Here is a 17,505-nt window from a genome sequence, read left to right on the forward strand (position 1 = left end):
GGTAGCAAATGTCTGGTGGATTAGTTACAGCTGCATACATTGTTGCCGCTATTCTGTTTATTTTCAGCCTGGCCGGTCTTTCGCGCCATGAAACGTCGAAGCAGGGGAACCTGTTTGGCGTCGCCGGGATGGCGATTGCGTTGATCGCCACCATCCTCGGGCCGCACTCCGGCAACGTGGGCTGGATCATTATCGCAATGATCATCGGTGGTTCGATCGGTATCTATCTGGCGAAGAAGGTCGAAATGACCGAAATGCCAGAACTGGTGGCGGTGCTGCACAGCTTCGTGGGCCTGGCGGCGGTTCTGGTGGGCTTCAATAGCTATCTGGATCACGGTGCGCCAATGGATCCGGTGATGGAAAACATCCATCTTACCGAAGTGTTCCTCGGCATCTTCATTGGTGCGGTGACCTTTACCGGTTCAATCGTGGCGTTCGGCAAGCTGCGCGGCATTATCTCTTCCAAGCCGCTGATGCTGCCACACCGTCACAAGCTGAATCTGGCGGCGATCGTGGTTTCTTTCCTGCTGATGGTGCTGTTCGTGCGTACCAGCAGCGTGGGTTGGGAAGTGTTTGCGCTGTTGATCATGACGATTATCGCCCTTGGCTTCGGTTGGCACTTGGTAGCGTCGATCGGCGGTGCTGACATGCCAGTGGTGGTGTCAATGCTCAACTCCTATTCGGGTTGGGCCGCAGCGGCGGCAGGTTTTATGCTGAGCAACGATCTGCTGATTGTGACCGGTGCGCTGGTTGGTTCTTCCGGTGCGATCCTGTCTTACATCATGTGTAAAGCAATGAACCGTTCGTTTATCAGCGTGATCGCCGGTGGCTTTGGTACCGATGGCTCTTCAACCGGTGATGCTGAAGAAATGGGCGAATACCGTGAAACCACTGCGGAAGAAGTGGCTGAACAGTTGAAAAACTCAACGTCAGTAATCATCACCCCAGGTTACGGCATGGCGGTCGCGCAGGCGCAGTATCCGGTGGCGGAAATCACCGAGAAGCTGCGTGCTCGCGGTATCAAGGTGCGTTTCGGTATTCACCCGGTGGCGGGCCGTTTACCAGGCCACATGAACGTGCTGCTGGCGGAAGCCAAAGTGCCGTACGACGTGGTGCTGGAGATGGACGAAATCAACGAAGATTTCCCTGATACCGACACCGTGCTGGTGATCGGCGCTAACGATACGGTGAACCCGGCAGCGTTGGAAGATCCACGCAGCCCAATCGCCGGTATGCCAGTGCTGGAAGTGTGGAAAGCGCAAAACGTTATTGCGTTCAAACGCTCGATGAATACCGGGTATGCCGGTGTGCAGAACCCGCTGTTCTTCAAAGAGAACACCCAGATGCTGTTTGGCGATGCCAAAGCCAGCGTGGAAGCGATCCTGCGCGCGCTGTAATCGGGAGCCGCAAGGTAAAAACACGAGTTTCGGCTCGTGTTTTTTTTCGCCGTAATAGTGATAGATTCTCACCATTGGCCATGATATTTGTGCTTAATTGAATAAATCAGTTCAAGGTTTGTGCAATTCAACACATCAGATCACCAAACAGGGGCGCAATGAGGTATCTTATGTGCCGATTTCATCCATTTAACGGATCCTAGACCCATTATGATTATCAAACCTAAGGTTCGCGGCTTTATCTGCACCACCACTCATCCGGTGGGTTGCGAAGCCAATGTTCGTCGTCAGATTGCCTACACCAAAAAGCAGGGCACCATTGCCAATGGCCCTAAGCGTGTATTGGTGATCGGGGCTTCCACCGGTTATGGTCTGGCCTCCCGTATTGCTACCGCGTTTGGCAGCGGTGCCGCCACCATCGGCGTGTTCTTTGAAAAAGCAGGCACGGAAAGCAAACCTGCGACGGCGGGTTGGTACAATTCAGCCGCGTTTGACAAGATCGCCAAAGAAGAAGGGTTGTATGCCAAGAGCATCAACGGTGATGCCTTCTCCAACGAATGCCGTGCCAAGGTGATTGAGCTGATCAAAGCCGATCTGGGCCAGATCGACCTGGTGGTTTACTCACTGGCGTCGCCTGTGCGCAAAATGCCGGATACCGGTGAAGTCGTGCGCTCTGCGTTGAAGCCGATCGGCGAGGTGTATACCACTACCGCCATCGATACTAATAAAGATCAGATCATCACCGCCACCGTTGAACCGGCGACGGAAGAAGAGATCCAGAACACCATCACCGTTATGGGCGGGCAGGATTGGGAACTGTGGATGTCGGCGCTGGAAGAGGCCGGGGTGCTGGCCGAAGGTGCCAAATCCGTGGCTTACTCCTATATCGGTACCGATCTGACCTGGCCAATCTACTGGCATGGCACCTTGGGCCGCGCTAAAGAAGATTTGGATCGTGCTGCCACCGCCATTCGTGGCGATCTGGCAGCCAAAGGCGGTACAGCCCATGTGGCGGTGCTGAAATCGGTAGTGACTCAGGCGTCTTCGGCAATTCCGGTGATGCCGCTGTATATCTCCATGGCTTTCAAGATCATGAAAGAGAAGGGCATTCACGAAGGCTGTATGGAACAGGTTTATCGCCTGATGCGTACCCGCCTGTACGGTGACGACTTGGCTCTGGACGATCATGCCCGTATCCGTATGGACGACTGGGAACTGCGCGACGACGTGCAGCAGGCGTGCCGCGATCTGTGGCCATCCATCACCTCTGAGAACCTGAGCGAACTGACCGATTACACCGGTTACAAGCAGGAGTTCCTGCGCCTGTTCGGTTTTGGCTTGGAAGAAGTGGATTACGATGCCGACGTCAACCCAGACGTGCGCTTCGACGTGGTTGAACTGTAAGTTTTCACGCTATAGCCAGCAAACAGGGCCTTTCGGCTAATGCTGAGCAGTGAAGGCTAACCAGTTCCCTCTCCCTTGGGGAGAGGGTTAGGGTGAGGGGACGAGCACCGCACGACTTGCCCCTCACCCCGGCCCTCTCCTACAGGGAGAGGGGGCAACACCTTCAGCAAATGATGCATGATTATGTCGCTTTACGCTTAACTGACCAGCATTGGTCTTTAGGCCCTGTTTTTCTCTCAACGCCCTGCAGTTTCAATCTTCGTCGTCATGTTCATCATCTTCATCCACCTCGATCGGGCAGTTGAAGTCATCAGGCTTCAGTACCAGCAGATCGCACTTCAGTTGGTCGATCACATGTTCTGCGGTATTGCCGATAAACGCGGCAGAAATCCCGGTTCGGCCGAGCGTACCCAAGACCACCACCCCGGCTTGCAGATGCTCGGCTAAATTCGGGATCACTTCTTCCGGCAGGCCTTTTTCGACGTGGGTGAACTCTTCGTTGATATGGAATTTCTGCCTTAGTGCTTTCATGGCGATCAGATGCTGCCCGCGGATCGCATCGTTATACACGCTCGGGTCGAAATCCGGCAGTTCGATGGCGATATTGATGGGGGTAACCGGATAGGCTCCTACCAGGTGGACTTCAGTCTGGTTGACGTTTTGCGCCAGTTCGAGGGTTTGCTGCACCAAGCGGACGTTCAGCGGATCGTGATAGGGTTCTTCGCTGGAGAGGTTGACGGCGACCAAGGCTTTGCCGCCTTCTGGCCAAGGCTGGTCTTTCACCATCCAGACCGGGCAAGGGCATTTTCGCAGCAGATGCCAATCGGTGGGGGTAAAAATCAGTGATTCCAGTCGATCGTGCTGATGAGCCATTTTTAGCAGCAAATCGTGATTGCCGCTCAGCACTTCCTGAATAATGGCCTCGTAAGGGCGATTGTGCCAGACCACTTTAATTTCAATCGGGACGCCATCTTCAAGGTAAAAACGGCATTGCTCTTTAATCCACGCTGCGCGTTGGCTGATCACCCCCTGCCGCATGGCGGTGCGTTCATCCGGTGAAAGCAGGGTGGTCATTTCGTAAGAGAAGTCATAGATAGGAAGGAAGGCTTTGATGCGCCCGCCGTTCCGTTTTACCAGGTACACCGCCCGGCGAAGCGCCGGTTGATCGTCCTGATTGGGGTCAATAGCCACCAGAATATTCTGATACTTCGCCATAGGGCCTCCTTACAGCTGTAGAACAACAGCCTGTCCAATTACAAGAGTAACTCAACATTGAAAAACAGGACAGAGGAGAGACGCGATGGGCCAATAATTAATTGAAATTATTGGCCCGCGAGGTGATCAGGCACTGACGGAAACACTAATCTGTGGCGTACCGGCCAGTTGTGACAGCGCATCGACGTTTTCGATGGTGATGTATTTGCCTTTCACGCTGAGGATAGCGCTTTTCTGGAAGCGCCCCAGCAGGCGGCTGATGGTTTCAACCGTCAGGCCAAGATAGTTACCGATATCGCCACGCGTCATGGTCAGACGGAATTCACGTGGTGAGAAACCGCGCTCGGCAAAGCGGCGTGACAGGTTGTAAACAAAGGCAGCCAGGCGTTCTTCCGCATTCTTCTTCGACAGCAGCAGGATCATGTCCTGATCGCCTTTGATTTCACCGCTCATCAAACGCATGATCTGCTGGCGCAGATTAGGCATTTTACCTGAAAGATCGTCCAGCGTTTCGAACGGGATTTCACACACCATCGAGGTTTCCAGCGCTTGTGCAAAGCTCGGGTGTTTCATGCCGCCAATGGCGTCAAACCCGACCAGATCGCCCGCCAGATGGAAGCCGGTAATCTGCTCATCACCCTGTTCGGTGATGGTGTAACTCTTGATGGTCCCAGAACGGATTGCGTACAGGGACTTCAGTTCGTCCCCGGCTTTGAACAGCGTCTGGCCTTTCTGGATCGGCTTTTTCCTTTCGATAATATTGTCGAGTTGATCTAACTCGTGCGTATTGAGGGTAAAAGGGATACACAGTTGGCTGATGCTGCAGTCTTGGCAATGGATCGCACAACCACCAGACTGGATACGACGAATCACGCGTTTTTCCGGGATCATAGATTACGCTCATGCAATAATTGATATGAGTCAATTTTAACATCTTTTGCGGCAGGTGATAAGAGCAGCAATAACAAGAATAAGGATATTGTGTGCGAATTTTAAACGGACGTTCCGCCGATTATTCTATAGATCACTGAAGTTACTTGGTTTATCGAGCCCCCGTTAGTCAATTTCCACTATTGATTGATAAATAAGGAACTAATCTAACTTTTACCTACGGGATATAGACATGACTATTATGGGCTAGAATTAGGCTTTGCGGAGGGCGATCGTCTGGCGTTGCTAATGCAAACCAGCCTGACGCATCAGGCTGGCTTTTCAGTTATTGGGCGCTATTTTTGGCCAACACTTCGTTGTTTAAGCGATAAGGTGCTACAGCGTTGTGGCCCGGCTGTTCGACTTTAACCACCAGCGTCAGCCCTGCTGCCACCAGATACAGCCCGGTATATACCCAAACTACGCCAACGATATCGAAGAAGGGCAAGGTCACTGAGGCAATAGCCGGGGCCGCAAAGTTACTCAGCCCGGCGGACAGGTTATAGATAGAAATGGCCGCACCTTTGTGGTTCGGTTCCAATACCGGGAACACCGCCGTCATCGGCACAAAAGCCGCCACGGTGATCCCCAGCATCACCGCTGGGATCAGCGCCGCCCAGAAGTTGTGGCCGAAGTAGACCGGCAGGTAGTAGAACGCCAGGCTGGAAATAGCGCAACCAATGCAGCCAAACCAGCGCACTTGCCGCATCCAGCCGATTTTTTCCCCCAGAATGCCCCACATGATGTTGGTAAAAATGGTGACGAAGAAGAACACCGCCCAGATCTGTAGCCATTCAGACATAGTGAAACCCAAACGACCGACAAACAGCATCGGCATGATCACCGCAAAGCCAAACAGCGACAGCGTATTAATGATGCGGATCAGGCAGGCGAGGAAAATATTGCGGTTAGTGAACAGAATGGTCACCGCGCGGGAAAGTTCCTTCAGTTTCTCTTTTGGTGTCAAATCTGCCTTGCTGCTGGCTTGGCCAACGTTGTGCAGCAGAGCTAACGCCATCAGCCCACCGGCTGCCACCCAGACAATGGCAAACCACAGTGTGCCGGTTTCACCGATCAGCGGAATGGTGAAGCTGGGCAGATAGCTGCCTACACAACCAATACCGATGGAATACATCGCCCAGAACCAGCCCATAGCCGAAGAGAGCTGCTGTTTTGGCACATTCTGCACCACCAGCATAACAAAGGAATAGATGAATAACGGATAAGCCAGGCCACGAATGCCGTAGAACAACAGCATCAGCGGGTAATTTTTCATCCCTAGGCCGAACAGCATAAACAGCGCATGCATCACTACCCACAGGATAAAACCGATACGCATCGCTTTTTGCGGAGTGATGATTTCCGCCACCACGCCAGAACTCCAGGCAGCCAGCGCGGCGGCCAGGCCATAGACGGTGAACACTAGCGCTGACTGCGCCGGTGAGAACCCCATATCGGTTATATGTTTTGACAGAAAGGCCATCTCAAAACCATCACCGCTCATGAAAACGGCAATGGCGATGTAGCCCCAGAACAGGTTCATCGGCAGCCCGAACCAGTGCTTGTGCGTTTGTTGCATAGCAAACTCCAACGTAGGTGTAAGGGAACAGGTTTTTTTATTATTCACTGCTCCGGTTTATGCCCGGCGCAGTGCCAACTGTTGTTGATACAGTTGCCGGTAAACGGCCAGTCGTTCACTCAGCATCGGCTGGCGTTCAGCGTTGGGCTGGAAGCTGCGCTCGATGGCCGGCTTGTGACAAACCTGCGCCACGGTGCCGCCCGCGGCCAGCCAGCCCAAACGTGCCGCCCCCAACGCGCCACCGGCCGTGCCGTCCTTATGGGTAACCACCGGCAGATCGAGCACATCGGCCATCAACTGCGCCCAATGCTCACTACGGGCGCCACCGCCGATCAAAGAACACTGCTCCAGCCGTGTTCCCGCCTGTAAAAGCACTTCCAGCCCATCGGCCATGCCAAACGCGACACCTTCCAAGACCGCGTATCCCATCGCTGCCCGCTGATGGGCATGGGTTAAGCCATGAAAAGCGCCCTGGGCCAAGGGATCGTTATGCGGGGTACGTTCGCCGGAAAGATACGGCAGGAAGACCGGGGCGAGCCGCTGTTCGGCCTGATTCATCTGAGCGATCTCGGCCAGCAGCGTGGTTTCATTGCTGCCCACCAGTTGGCAGAACCAGCGCAAGGCGCTGGCGGCGGTGAGCATCACGCTCATCTGATGCCAGCGATCGGGCAGGGCGTGGCAGAAGGCATGAACCGCCGATTGCGGGTTTGGGCGGAAACGATCGTTCACCGCAAACAGCACGCCGGAGGTGCCTAAAGAGATAAACGCATCGCCAGGGTTGACCGCACCGATGCCCACCGCGCTGGCTGCGTTATCGCCGCCGCCACCGGCAATGGTGACATTGTCACTTAATCCCCAGGCGCGGGCGATATCTCCCTTCAACTGGCCGGAGGCTTCGCTGCCTTCAACCAAACACGGCATATGATCGCGCGTCAGGCCGCAGGTGGCGAGCAGGCTATCCGACCAGTCCCGCTTAGCCACATCAAGCCACAGCGTTCCGGCCGCGTCCGACATATCAGACACCTTGTCACCGCTCATCATCCAGCGTAGGAAATCTTTCGGCAGCAGCACGGTCGCGGTCTGCGCGAAGATCTCCGGCTCATGGCGCGCCACCCAAAGTAACTTGGGGGCGGTAAAGCCAGGCATGGCGAGATTACCGGCAATCTGGTGCAGTTCCTGCGCACTTTGCGTCAGCTGTTGGCACTGCTCTGCGCTGCGGGTGTCGTTCCACAAAATGGCTGGGCGCAATACCTGATTATCACGGTTGAGCAGCACCGCGCCGTGCATCTGGCCGGACAGGCCCAGCGAGCGTATCAGCGGCCACTGTTGCGGTATTTTGCTGCGCAGGCGGGCAACCACTGTTTGCGTAGCCCGCCACCAGTCGGCGGGATCCTGCTCTGCCCAGTGTGGATGCGGGCGCTGTACGTCCAGCGCCTCTCCGGCGCTGGCGACAAGGCTGCCGCTGTCATCGATCACCACGGCTTTGATTTCTGAAGTGCCTAAATCGAGTCCTAAATACATGATCCGCTCCCGTTATTGCGTCAGCCAATGGTTAACCTTGTCGATCGACTGGCGCAGCAACTGGGCAAACGGTGCACTGTGGGCCAGAGTGCTGAACAGTTTTTCATCGGCGGCAAACACGGCCACCGGATCGGCACTGTTGAACATCTGGTGCACGGCGGCGGCGTCCAGAATGCCGTCCTGATAGTCATAAGGCAGATTGTGTTGGTGCCAGCGCTGCATAAAGACAAAAAACAGCGCGGGCAGCATGGCGGTGGCTGCTGGCACCTGGCCGCGTTGATAGCACTCTTGCAACGTGGGGGTGATAAAACCGGGGATTTTGGAGAAACCGTCAGCGGCCACGCGCTGGTTGGTATCGCGAATGTGAGGATTACTGAAGCGCTCCAACACCACGTCACGGTACGCCACCAAGTCAAGCGGGCTTGGTGTTAGCGATGGGATCACATCCTGCGTTACATAGTCGTAAGCCAACTGGCAGATCGCAGGTGTTCCGGTGCTTTCGTGGATAAAGCTTTGGCCGATCAGCGTTCCCGCCCAGGCAATGCAGCTGTGACTGGCATTGAGGATACGGATTTTGGCCTCTTCATACTGCAAGACCGATTCAACCAGTTCGACGCCCACTTCTTCCAGTGCCGGGCGCCCGGCAATGAAATCATCTTCGATCACCCATTGGATAAAGGCTTCGCCCATCACGGGTGCGCGATCCTGGAAGCCGGTGGCCTGCGCCACGCGTTGCGCCACATCAGGCGAAGGGCGTGGCGTAATGCGGTCAACCATGGTATTCGGGCAACGGGTATGGCTTTCGATCCAACCGATCAGCGCCTTTTCCTGGCGCAGTTGCAAGAACTGCATCAGACCATGGCGGAAACGTTCGCCGTTATGCCGCAGGTTATCGCAGTTCAATAACGTGACAGGGTCACCGTTAAGCTGCTTTCTGTACTCCAGCAGTTGGGCGATGGTGCCATAAATGGTGCGGCAGCCGCCCAGCAGATCCGCCTGAATATCGCCATTGCCTTGATCCAGATTGAACTGGTTATCCAGATAGTAACCCCCTTCGGTCACGGTGAAAGAGATCACGCGGGTTTCTGGGCGTGCCCCTTCGGCCATCAACGCCGCCAGCTCGTTATCCCAGGGGATCACTTTACGAATGGAGGTGATGGTTTCGTACTGGCGTTCTCCTTGCGGAGTCACGGTTTCCAGCACGTATTGGCCGTTTTGCTCCGCCAGTGCATCAAGCAGTGGCGTGGCGTCGTCGCGGATATTGGCTAGGGCAACCGACCAGCGTGTATCCCCCTTGGCAATCAGGCGGTGCAGATACCATGCCTGATGAGCGCGGTGAAAAGAGCCTGCACCGATGTGCAGCCAAACGGCGCGGGAAGCGTTCAAGGATGTGCTCATGATGTTCTCCGTTAAAGGTGTTTTTGAGCATTAGCCCTTTCATTGGGCATTTGCTCCGTCATTGGCGATAGACTAATTAAACTTTTGCCCTTTAAATGGGCTTTAGCTCACAAAAGTGCAAATCGATGGCATAGGGAAGGGGGAATGCCGGTAAAATGGCGCATCAGCGTGAGAAGGCAGAATGGCGAAATGAATCGACACGATAAGAAACTAGACCAGGCCGCGCGTGCCGCCTGGATGTATTACGTGGCTGGGCAGACCCAACATGAGATTGCCGAGGCGCTCGGCGTATCGCGCCAGGTGGCGCAACGCTTGGTGGCGCTGGCGATCGACAGCGGCCTGATCAGCGTGAATATCTCGCATCCGGTAGGCCGCTGTATGGAACTCTCTGCCCGCCTGAGTGAACGCTATGGGCTGAGTCTGTGCCAGGTGGTGCCGAGCCAAGGTATGGAAAGCGCAGGGTTGAACCGGGCGGTGGCGGTAGCCGGTGCCGAAGTGATGGCGCAGTTTATCCGTGATGAACAACCGCTGATCATTGGCGTCGGTTCTGGCCGCAGCCTGAAGGCGGCGATTGATGAACTGCCCGATTTTGAACGGCCACAGCACAGTTGTGTATCACTGATCGGGGCGATTGCTGCCGATGGCTCCTGTACACGCTACGACGTTCCGCTGTGGATGGCGGAAAAAACCCAGGGACGTTACTTTATTCTGCCTGCGCCGCTGTTTGCCGACAGCGAACAGGATCGTACCTTATGGTGTAACCACCGCATTTACCGCACAGTGAATGAGAAGGCCAGCCAGGCCGACGTTACCTTTATCGGTATCGGCACCATTGAGTATCAGTGCCCGTTGCACAAAGATGGGTTTATCTCGGCGGAGGAGGTAGAACGTTTATCCGCCGCGAACGCGGTGGCCGAAATGCTGGGGCATTTTATCGACAGCGCAGGGCGGCGCGTGGCCAGCGAGCTGGATCAGCGCTTGACCAGCGTCAACCTGCGGCAGCAGCCAGAAAAACCGGTGATCGCCCTGGCCGGTGGTGCGGAAAAACATCGCGCCATCCGCGCGGCCTTGCTGGGCCGCTGGATCAACGGCCTGGTTACCGATGAAGAATGCGCGCAGGCCCTATTAGCCGATTAGATCAGATCCTTTGGCAGATAACCTTCATGCTTGAGCAGCCACTGTTTGCGTTGCACGCCGCCGGCGTAGCCGGTGAGCGCGCCATGTGCGCCAATCACCCGGTGGCAGGGCACCACAATGCTGATCGGGTTAGAGCCATTGGCCATGCCCACCGCGCGTGATGCGGTCGGGCGGCCAATGCGTTTTGCCAATTCGCCATAGGTAATAATCTCGCCACAGGGGATCTGGCGCAGTTGCTGCCACACGGTGCGCTGGAACTCGGTTCCGGCGGTCATCACCGGGATACGGTCAATCACCGCCAACTCACCGGCAAAATAGCGCTGCATCAGTTCGGTCAGGCCGCCAGGGTTCGCTTGTTCCTGCAACGTGAAGCGATCGGCGCGATAGTGGGTATCCAGCAACTTCATCAGGCGAGCTTCATGATCGGTCCAGTCCAGGGCGCGCATGCGGCCTTGCTCATCGCCGATCAACACCAGTTCACCGACCGGCGTCGGCATACGGTCAATAAAAAAAGTCTGCATGTGGTTCACTCCTCACGTTTGAGGTGCAGATTATTACACGAAAAAACGCAAAGCGATGGCGGATTTCGGACACCAGGATCGATTACCGAAGTCTGAATTGCTACTGGGCATTAGGATCGCTAGGATGAGGTTTTTATTCCGTTGGAGCGCACGATGTTTCACCCTTATCCCCCCAGTTTACTGGCGGCGCATGAGCCTGCGGCGGTGACCGTTGAGCGGCCGCAGGGCATATCTCCATTTTTGTTATTGTGCGATCACGCCGGGCAGGCGATCCCACAGCGTTTGGGCGATCTCGGCTTGGCCAGCGGTGAGATCGATCGTCACATTGGTTGGGATATTGGTGCGCTTAATGTTTCACAGCACCTGGGCCAGCATCTGGATGCCACGCTGATTCATCAGCATTACTCACGGTTGGTGATCGACTGCAACCGCACGCCGGGGGTTGTAACTTCCATTCCGCTGATCTCTGAGCTGACCGCCATTCCTGGTAACCACGGTATCACGGCGGCTGAAATGGGGGCGCGCGAGCAGGAAATTTTCCAGCCTTACCATCAGGCAATCGCTCACACCTTGAACAACCGCCTGGCGCAAGATCGGCCCTGTGCGTTGATTGCCATGCACAGTTTTACCCCGGTTTTCAAAGGCGAGGCGCGCCCGTGGCAGGTGGGGTTGCTATTTAACCGCCAGCCCAAATTTGCCTTACTGTTAGCGGAGTTACTGCGTGAGGAAGGGGGTCTGCAGGTGGGCATTAACCAGCCTTATGCCATGACCGATGCCACGGATTATACGCTGCCGGTACATGCCGAACGCAGGGCATTGCCGTATGTGGGTATTGAAATCCGCCAGGATTTAATCGCCGATGCGCCAGGGCAACAAGCCTGGGCGGCCCGCTTTGCCCGGCTGCTCCCTCAGGTGTGGCAGCGTTGGGAGATTTGATCATGCAACAAAGCGTTACCCGACGCTGCCGTAGACCACCTGCGACTGAATGGTGATGACATCGATCGGCGGCGCGCGCAGTGTAGCAACAGATGACAGGGTGGTTTTCTCTGCGGAGGTTTAACAGCCAGCGCCCGCAAAATGCAGGTGCTGGCAAACGTGTTATCAGGATTTTTTACTGGCTACCGGTGCATATTCAATGGGGACCCAGGCATAACCCGATTTTTCGGCACGCACATGCCCCAGCCCTGGGAATGGCAAGTGTGCACCACCGATCCACAGCTGTTTTTTGGCGGCGTCAGCAAAAACCTTCAGGCGTGTGGCAATGGCTTGTTCGCTGTCGGTATCGAACTCCAGCGAGACTTTCGGTTGGGCAAACTGTAGTGAATGGCTATGCACAATATCGCCCCACAGCAACAGGTTTTGCCCTGCCGAGCTGAACAGATAAGCGCTGTGTCCTGGCGTATGGCCTGGCGTTGATACCACTTCGACTCCAGGGATCAGGCTATCGCCAGGTGCATAGCGCTTCAGCCGCCCTTGAGCTTCATAAGGGGCAACGGCCTCTTGCGACAGCTTGAACATTGGTTGGGCCGCTTGCGGTGCCTTCTGTGCGATCTCCTTGCTCAGCCAGTAGTCCGCTTCCGCTTTGGCGACATACAGGGTGGCGTTAGGGAAGGCCGCTTTGCCCTGATCGTTGATGCCGCAGGCGTGATCCGGGTGCAGGTGGGTCAGCAATACGGTATCGACCTGCTCAGGCTGATAACCGGCGGCGCGCAAATTGCTCTGAATTGCCCCCAGCGTCGGGCCGAAACACTGTGCGGTCCCGGCATCGACCAGGACCAGATGAGTCCCGGTATTCACCAGGAAAGCGTTAACCGCCGTTTGAATTCCCGAAGTGCTGTCGACAAACATGCGTGCCAGCAGCTTTTGCATATCGGGTTCGCTGATGTTGTGGAATAACTTGGTTTGCAGGTTGGTGTAGCCATCGTACAGCGCCGTGACCTCCATGTTACCCAGCATCATGCGATAGTAACCCGGAACCTGGGTTTGCTGCTGTGCTGGCGCACTGGCAGCGCTGATCTGCGGCCCAACGCTGGCACAGGCCAGGGCGATGGCTAACAACGTGCGGCGAACAGAATGCTTCATAAAGATCCCTTTTAAGTGGATGGAGAGAGGAAGTGACTGTCGGTGATAATACATTGCGGCAAGTGTAAATTTTATATCAACAAATGCGCTCACCCACCAGTGATATCAATGGGAAAGAGGCAGCTATCGGCGACGCCTTTAATGCATTAGACATTACGGCATGGCAGCGTGCATTATGCGCATAATCAACACAGAGAGATGGAAACCTCATGACAGACTCTAGCGCCACCCACACTGAAGTCAGTGCCCCTCCCGATAATATCCAACTGTTTCTCGGATTTTTGCTGCTCGGCCTGACCGGCTTTGGCGGGGTTTTGCCATTGGCGCGCAGCATGCTGGTTGAGAAGAAACGTTGGCTGACCGGAGCACAGTTCACCGAGTTATTAGGCTTGTGTCAGTTTCTTCCTGGCGGCAACGTAATCAACCTTTCCGTGGCGGTAGGCATGGAGTTTCGCGGGCTGCGTGGTGCTCTTTGTGCTTTGCTGGGCCTGATCTGCGCTCCCACTGCGATCGTCATCGGCCTGGGTGTGATGTATACCCGTTTCCAGAACGAGCCCCATGTGCAGCAGGTTTTTGCCGGGTTGGCCGCAGCGGCGGCGGGATTGCTGCTTTCTACCGGCATAAAAATGCTGTTACCGCTGTGGAGGAAATGGCTGGCGCTCGCGGTGGTTGCTATCTGCCTGGGAGCGATCGCCTGGCTGCATTTACCGCTCTTGCCCACCATGTTGGCGCTGGCCGCGCTGAGTATCCTGTTGGCGTGGAGGAAGTCTTTATAATGGCGATATTCATCTCATTAGCGATCATTTTTGGCCAGCTTTCCCTGATGGCATTGGGCGGCGGCTTTACCATTTTGCCGGAGATGCAGCGGCAGGTGGTGGATGTGCATCATTGGATGACGGCGCAGGAATTCAGTGCGCTATTCGCCATGGCACAGGCCGCACCAGGGCCGAATATGATGATCGTACCGCTGATTGGCTGGCACGTGGCGGGCTGGGGTGGGCTGCTGGTGTCCGCCGTCGCTAATTTTGCTCCCTCTTCCCTGTTGACGGTGCTGGTGATGAAGGCTTGGAAGCGCTTCAAGGACCGGCCATGGCGGCAGAAAGTACAGGCGGGGCTGGTGCCGGTAACGGTTGGACTGGTTGTCGCCAGCGGTATCTTGATCACCGAAGCTTCGGTCACCAACTGGCGGCTCGCGCTGCTGACCTTGCTGGCCACCCTATTAGGGATGCACAAACGCCTCCACCCATTGTGGATCCTGGCGGGCGGGGCGCTATTGGGGCTATTGGTGGCTGGATGACATGCTTCTTCCGGTGATCATTGGCAGAGCAATACAGCAAGGTTTATCGACCTGCGCGTGCCTTTACCTACCGCAATCAGCACTTTTATCGTTCCGGCAACGTCTTCTATCGGCACTTCCGGATCAACGCGGTGTTGGTAGAGCAAATCGATGACCTCGGTTTTCAAACGGCGCAGGGAACCCTCAGCCACCTGGCGGATATGTTCAGGGCGGCTGTTCAAGATCTGTTGTTTATTGTTTGTACCGAAGGTAAAGCCAAACTTGGTGGCAATCACGACCCGATCGCGTACCGGTTTCAGTGCTTTCCCCGCAACCATGCGCTCTTTACGCACGGACTTCGCCAGCGAAACGATGCCACGCTGATAGATCTAGCGCAGAACCACCTGGCCGACACTCTTGCCGTATTTCTCGCCAATGGCGGACAACAGTGGATGCTGAAACAGCCCATTGCGGCCTTCAGCAAAAGGTGCTCAGGCTTCTGGCGGCACTGTTTGCGCTATGCCGTGCGGCGGCGCCAGCGCGGGGTGAACTGGCCCGGTTTAGAGAACATAACCAGATTGCCCAGCAGGATCAGGCATAGGCCGACAACCGCGTTCAGATGCCATTGGTAACCTTCGTAGATTGTTGAAATGGTCAGCGCAACCAGCGGGAACAGTAGGGTGCTGTAGGCGGCCGCGCCAGCCCCGATGCGGCCAAGCAGGCTAAAATAGGCCGCAAAGGCGATCACTGAGCCAAAGATCGCCAGATAGAACAGCGAACCCAGGTAGCGGGCGGTGAACTCGATCTGAAATGAGGCTCCCTGCGCCAGCGCGATGCCCACCATCAGCAGCGCACCATAACTCATGGCGTAAGTGTTGGTTGAAAGGATGTCCAGCCCATGGCGCTGATGCCGGGCGCTGAGCATGTTGCCCAACGAAAAACCATAGGTGCCGAGTGCACACAGGCCGATGCCTTTGAGCAGCCCTGCCGCCATCTGGGTGGCCACCAGATCCTGCCAGAACAGCGCTACAATACCGATCAACCCCAACAGCGCCGCAGGCAGCAGGTTTGGGCTGGGGCGTTGGCGGAAAAAGATCATGCTGTTAACGGCGTTAAACAGCACGGCCATGGAAAAGATTACCGACTCCAACCCGCTGCTGATATAAGCCGCCGCATGGTAAAAACAGTAGAAGTTAAAACCAAATACACAGCAGCCTTGCAGCAGGCAAAACAGGTGGTCGCGTGGGCTGATGGCACGCAGGCGGCGCAGCGCCAGTAACACCAGCAACATCACCGCGGCGGAAAGCAGGAAGCGGTAGGCGATCGAGACCGTAATGGCCACCGAACCGTCCTGTTGCATCGTAATCGCAATCCAGGTGGTGCCCCAAATCAGCACCACGGCAAGATACAGCAGCGTATTCATCGTTAACTCCGGTTAATTGTCCTGAGCCGCAGTATTCAACGTTTACGGCTTTGCCGCTTTCAGCCCTTTGCGCACGGTTGCATATTCTTGCGCTTTTTTTCGCAAATGCTTGGAGCGATGGTTGGCAGGAACAGGGGCACTCTTTAAACTGAAACCGTTTTCTTATCAGAACGGAGCGATCATGGCTTATCAGGCATTTGAAACCCTACAGCAGCACAAGGCGCAGTTGCACAATAGCGTGCAACTCGGGTCTGGCGTGCAGTTGGCGGCCTGGTCCAACCGTAACGATCGTATTACGCAGGAAAGCGCCGATCACCATACCCTTAGCCTGTATGTGGCCGATGGCTATGAATGCTATCAGAAAGTGCCCGGAGGCTGGAGAAACGGCGGCGGGCCGGATCGTTTCTGCATCATGCCGCGCCAGTATGAGTCCACCTGGGATATCCGCAGCGATCTGTCTTTTGTTCACCTGTATTGCACCGATCAGCATTTGCGCCATCTGCTGGAGCAAACCTGGGATCGCAGCCCAGCGTCTATTCATGTTGAACAGCGGACGTTTGGGGAGGATGCGCAGATTACGCTGCTTTATCGCCAATTCCTGCTGAATTGCGATTGGCAGGACAGCGCTAATCAGCTGGCTTTGAGCAGCGTTTCCACGCTGTTGATGTCCCATCTGCTCCAGCATTACACCCAACTGCAGTGGCGTTTGCCCGCGGTGCGCGGCGGGTTGGCCCCAATGGTGCTGAAACGCGTGCGCGAATATGTGGAAAGTCATCTGGAACAGCCGCTGCTGCTGGCAGATTTGGCCGCCCAGGCAGGGCTGAGCGAATTCCATTTTGCCCGCATGTTCAAGCACAGCACCGGGCTGGCCCCGCATCAGTATGTGATGTGCAGACGTTTGCAGCAGGCAGAGAAACTGCTGCGCCATACGCCGATGCCATTGACGCAAATCGCGCTGGAGTGCGGCTTCAGTTCATCCAGCCATTTCAGCAATCGATTCAAAGCTGCTTATGGCTGTGCCCCGATGCAACTGCGCCAGCAGGAGCGTTGAATTTTGAGTAGAGACGGTATGAAACACACTTATTGTGGTATTGATGTCCTGTTCGTGGCGGGTTTTGGCCCCATCACAAACAACACGGGTGAAAGTAAAGCCTTCTATCAGGAAGCGCTGGGTTTACCGTTAATGCCGATGGAGGGCAATGAAGAGTATCTGCTGACTGAACATGATGTTTTATCTGGCGTAAAACACTTCGCTTTATGGCCGTTGGCCCAAGCGGCACAATCCTGTTTCGGCAGCGATCGGTGGCCGCAGGATCTGCCGGTGCCGCAGGCCTGGTTGGAGTTCGATGTTGCGGATATTGCCGAAGCAACGGCAACGCTGGTTGCCAAAGGCTATCGGCTATTGGTTGCCAACCGGCTGGAGCCGTGGGGCCAGAGCGTCACGCGCTTGCTCAGCCCCGAAGGGATATTGGTCGGCGTGACGGTAACGCCCTGGCTGCGTGACTAAGCAGGGCTTGCAACCCGTTTGACGTGGTGTAGCAGCATCAGGCAGTTGTGAAGCCCAAAGAGGCCAGCAGAATGCGCACCGTACCAAAGCGCCCAAGGCGTGGTGCAGAAATCAG

The 17,505-nt window shown here is 55.8% G+C and carries 16 protein-coding genes and 2 pseudogenes; 8 read left to right on the forward strand and 10 right to left on the reverse strand.

All coding sequences use genetic code 11. The annotated features are described in order from the left end of the window. Positions 1-8: 8 nt before the first annotated feature. Together pntB and fabV are read left to right on the forward strand one after the other, a co-directional pair. Positions 9-1,397, forward strand: a complete 1,389-nt coding sequence (gene pntB / locus BMI79_RS01335; protein ID WP_076940038.1) for a Re/Si-specific NAD(P)(+) transhydrogenase subunit beta — start codon at positions 9-11, stop codon at positions 1,395-1,397. 210 nt (positions 1,398-1,607) lie between these two features. Beyond that, on the forward strand, positions 1,608-2,801 hold the full coding sequence (gene fabV / locus BMI79_RS01340; RefSeq protein ID WP_076940039.1) for an enoyl-ACP reductase FabV: 1,194 nt from the start codon (positions 1,608-1,610) through the stop codon (positions 2,799-2,801). A 252-nt stretch (positions 2,802-3,053) separates the two neighbouring features. Here fabV and uspE read toward each other — a convergent pair whose 3' ends face one another. The 5 genes from uspE to dalD form a co-directional block, all read right to left on the reverse strand. Then, a complete protein-coding gene (gene uspE / locus BMI79_RS01345; RefSeq protein WP_076940040.1) occupies positions 3,054-4,016 on the reverse strand; it encodes a universal stress protein UspE in 963 nt (320 codons plus the stop codon). A gap of 126 nt (positions 4,017-4,142) precedes the next feature. Continuing rightward, complete coding sequence (gene fnr / locus BMI79_RS01350; protein ID WP_076940041.1) at positions 4,143-4,907, reverse strand: fumarate/nitrate reduction transcriptional regulator Fnr; 765 nt, start codon at positions 4,905-4,907, stop codon at positions 4,143-4,145. Between the two features lie 325 nt (positions 4,908-5,232). Then, positions 5,233-6,525, reverse strand: coding sequence for an MFS transporter (locus tag BMI79_RS01355; RefSeq protein WP_076940042.1), 1,293 nt, complete (start codon positions 6,523-6,525; stop codon positions 5,233-5,235). Between the two features lie 57 nt (positions 6,526-6,582). Next, the gene (gene xylB / locus BMI79_RS01360) at positions 6,583-8,046 is read right to left on the reverse strand and encodes a xylulokinase (RefSeq protein WP_076940043.1); all 1,464 of its coding nucleotides are present in this window, start codon (positions 8,044-8,046) and stop codon (positions 6,583-6,585) included. A 12-nt stretch (positions 8,047-8,058) separates the two neighbouring features. Further along, positions 8,059-9,444, reverse strand: coding sequence for a D-arabinitol 4-dehydrogenase (gene dalD / locus BMI79_RS01365; protein WP_076940044.1), 1,386 nt, complete (start codon positions 9,442-9,444; stop codon positions 8,059-8,061). Between the two features lie 189 nt (positions 9,445-9,633). On the opposite strand from dalD, the gene BMI79_RS01370 reads away from it, so the two are divergent. Further along, positions 9,634-10,581 carry a sugar-binding transcriptional regulator gene (locus tag BMI79_RS01370; RefSeq protein ID WP_076940376.1) on the forward strand — a complete coding sequence of 316 codons (948 nt, stop codon included), beginning with the start codon at positions 9,634-9,636 and terminating at the stop codon, positions 10,579-10,581. Here BMI79_RS01370 and ogt read toward each other — a convergent pair. Continuing rightward, positions 10,578-11,102 (reverse strand): methylated-DNA--[protein]-cysteine S-methyltransferase, encoded by a 525-nt coding sequence (gene ogt, locus BMI79_RS01375; RefSeq protein WP_076940045.1) that lies wholly within the window; start codon positions 11,100-11,102, stop codon positions 10,578-10,580. The two genes, BMI79_RS01370 and ogt, sit on opposite strands and share 4 nt — an antisense overlap. 153 nt (positions 11,103-11,255) lie before the next feature. On the opposite strand from ogt, the gene BMI79_RS01380 reads away from it, so the two are divergent. Continuing rightward, the gene (locus tag BMI79_RS01380) at positions 11,256-12,038 is read left to right on the forward strand and encodes an N-formylglutamate amidohydrolase (RefSeq protein ID WP_076940046.1); all 783 of its coding nucleotides are present in this window, start codon (positions 11,256-11,258) and stop codon (positions 12,036-12,038) included. 165 nt (positions 12,039-12,203) lie between these two features. Here the strand turns inward: BMI79_RS01380 and BMI79_RS01385 are convergent, their stop codons facing one another. Next, positions 12,204-13,184, reverse strand: coding sequence for an MBL fold metallo-hydrolase (locus tag BMI79_RS01385; protein ID WP_076940047.1), 981 nt, complete (start codon positions 13,182-13,184; stop codon positions 12,204-12,206). Positions 13,185-13,393: 209 nt separating this feature from the next. On the opposite strand from BMI79_RS01385, the gene BMI79_RS01390 reads away from it, so the two are divergent. Next, on the forward strand, positions 13,394-13,960 hold the full coding sequence (locus tag BMI79_RS01390; protein WP_076940048.1) for a chromate transporter: 567 nt from the start codon (positions 13,394-13,396) through the stop codon (positions 13,958-13,960). Beyond that, positions 13,960-14,481: a chromate transporter gene (locus tag BMI79_RS01395; RefSeq protein ID WP_076940049.1), complete on the forward strand. Its 522-nt coding sequence runs from the start codon at positions 13,960-13,962 to the stop codon at positions 14,479-14,481. Before BMI79_RS01390 ends, BMI79_RS01395 begins: the two co-directional genes overlap by 1 nt. A gap of 62 nt (positions 14,482-14,543) precedes the next feature. Here the strand turns inward: BMI79_RS01395 and BMI79_RS23235 are convergent. The 3 genes and pseudogenes from BMI79_RS23235 to BMI79_RS01405 all read right to left on the reverse strand — a co-directional run. Beyond that, positions 14,544-14,795: pseudogene (locus tag BMI79_RS23235) on the reverse strand (aldo/keto reductase); the annotation flags it as partial. Positions 14,796-14,852: 57 nt separating this feature from the next. Then, positions 14,853-14,951, reverse strand: a pseudogene (locus tag BMI79_RS23240) (aldo/keto reductase); the annotation flags it as partial. Between the two features lie 26 nt (positions 14,952-14,977). Beyond that, positions 14,978-15,883, reverse strand: coding sequence for a DMT family transporter (locus tag BMI79_RS01405; RefSeq protein WP_076940050.1), 906 nt, complete (start codon positions 15,881-15,883; stop codon positions 14,978-14,980). Positions 15,884-16,064: 181 nt separating this feature from the next. Between BMI79_RS01405 and BMI79_RS01410 the strand changes: the two genes are divergently transcribed. Then, a complete protein-coding gene (locus BMI79_RS01410) occupies positions 16,065-16,934 on the forward strand; it encodes a helix-turn-helix domain-containing protein (protein WP_076940051.1) in 870 nt (289 codons plus the stop codon). An 18-nt stretch (positions 16,935-16,952) separates the two neighbouring features. After that, a complete protein-coding gene (locus BMI79_RS01415; RefSeq protein WP_076940052.1) occupies positions 16,953-17,390 on the forward strand; it encodes a VOC family protein in 438 nt (145 codons plus the stop codon). Positions 17,391-17,505: the final 115 nt, after the last annotated feature.

This window comes from Serratia oryzae, from assembly GCF_001976145.1.
Classification (GTDB): domain Bacteria; phylum Pseudomonadota; class Gammaproteobacteria; order Enterobacterales; family Enterobacteriaceae; genus Chania; species Chania oryzae.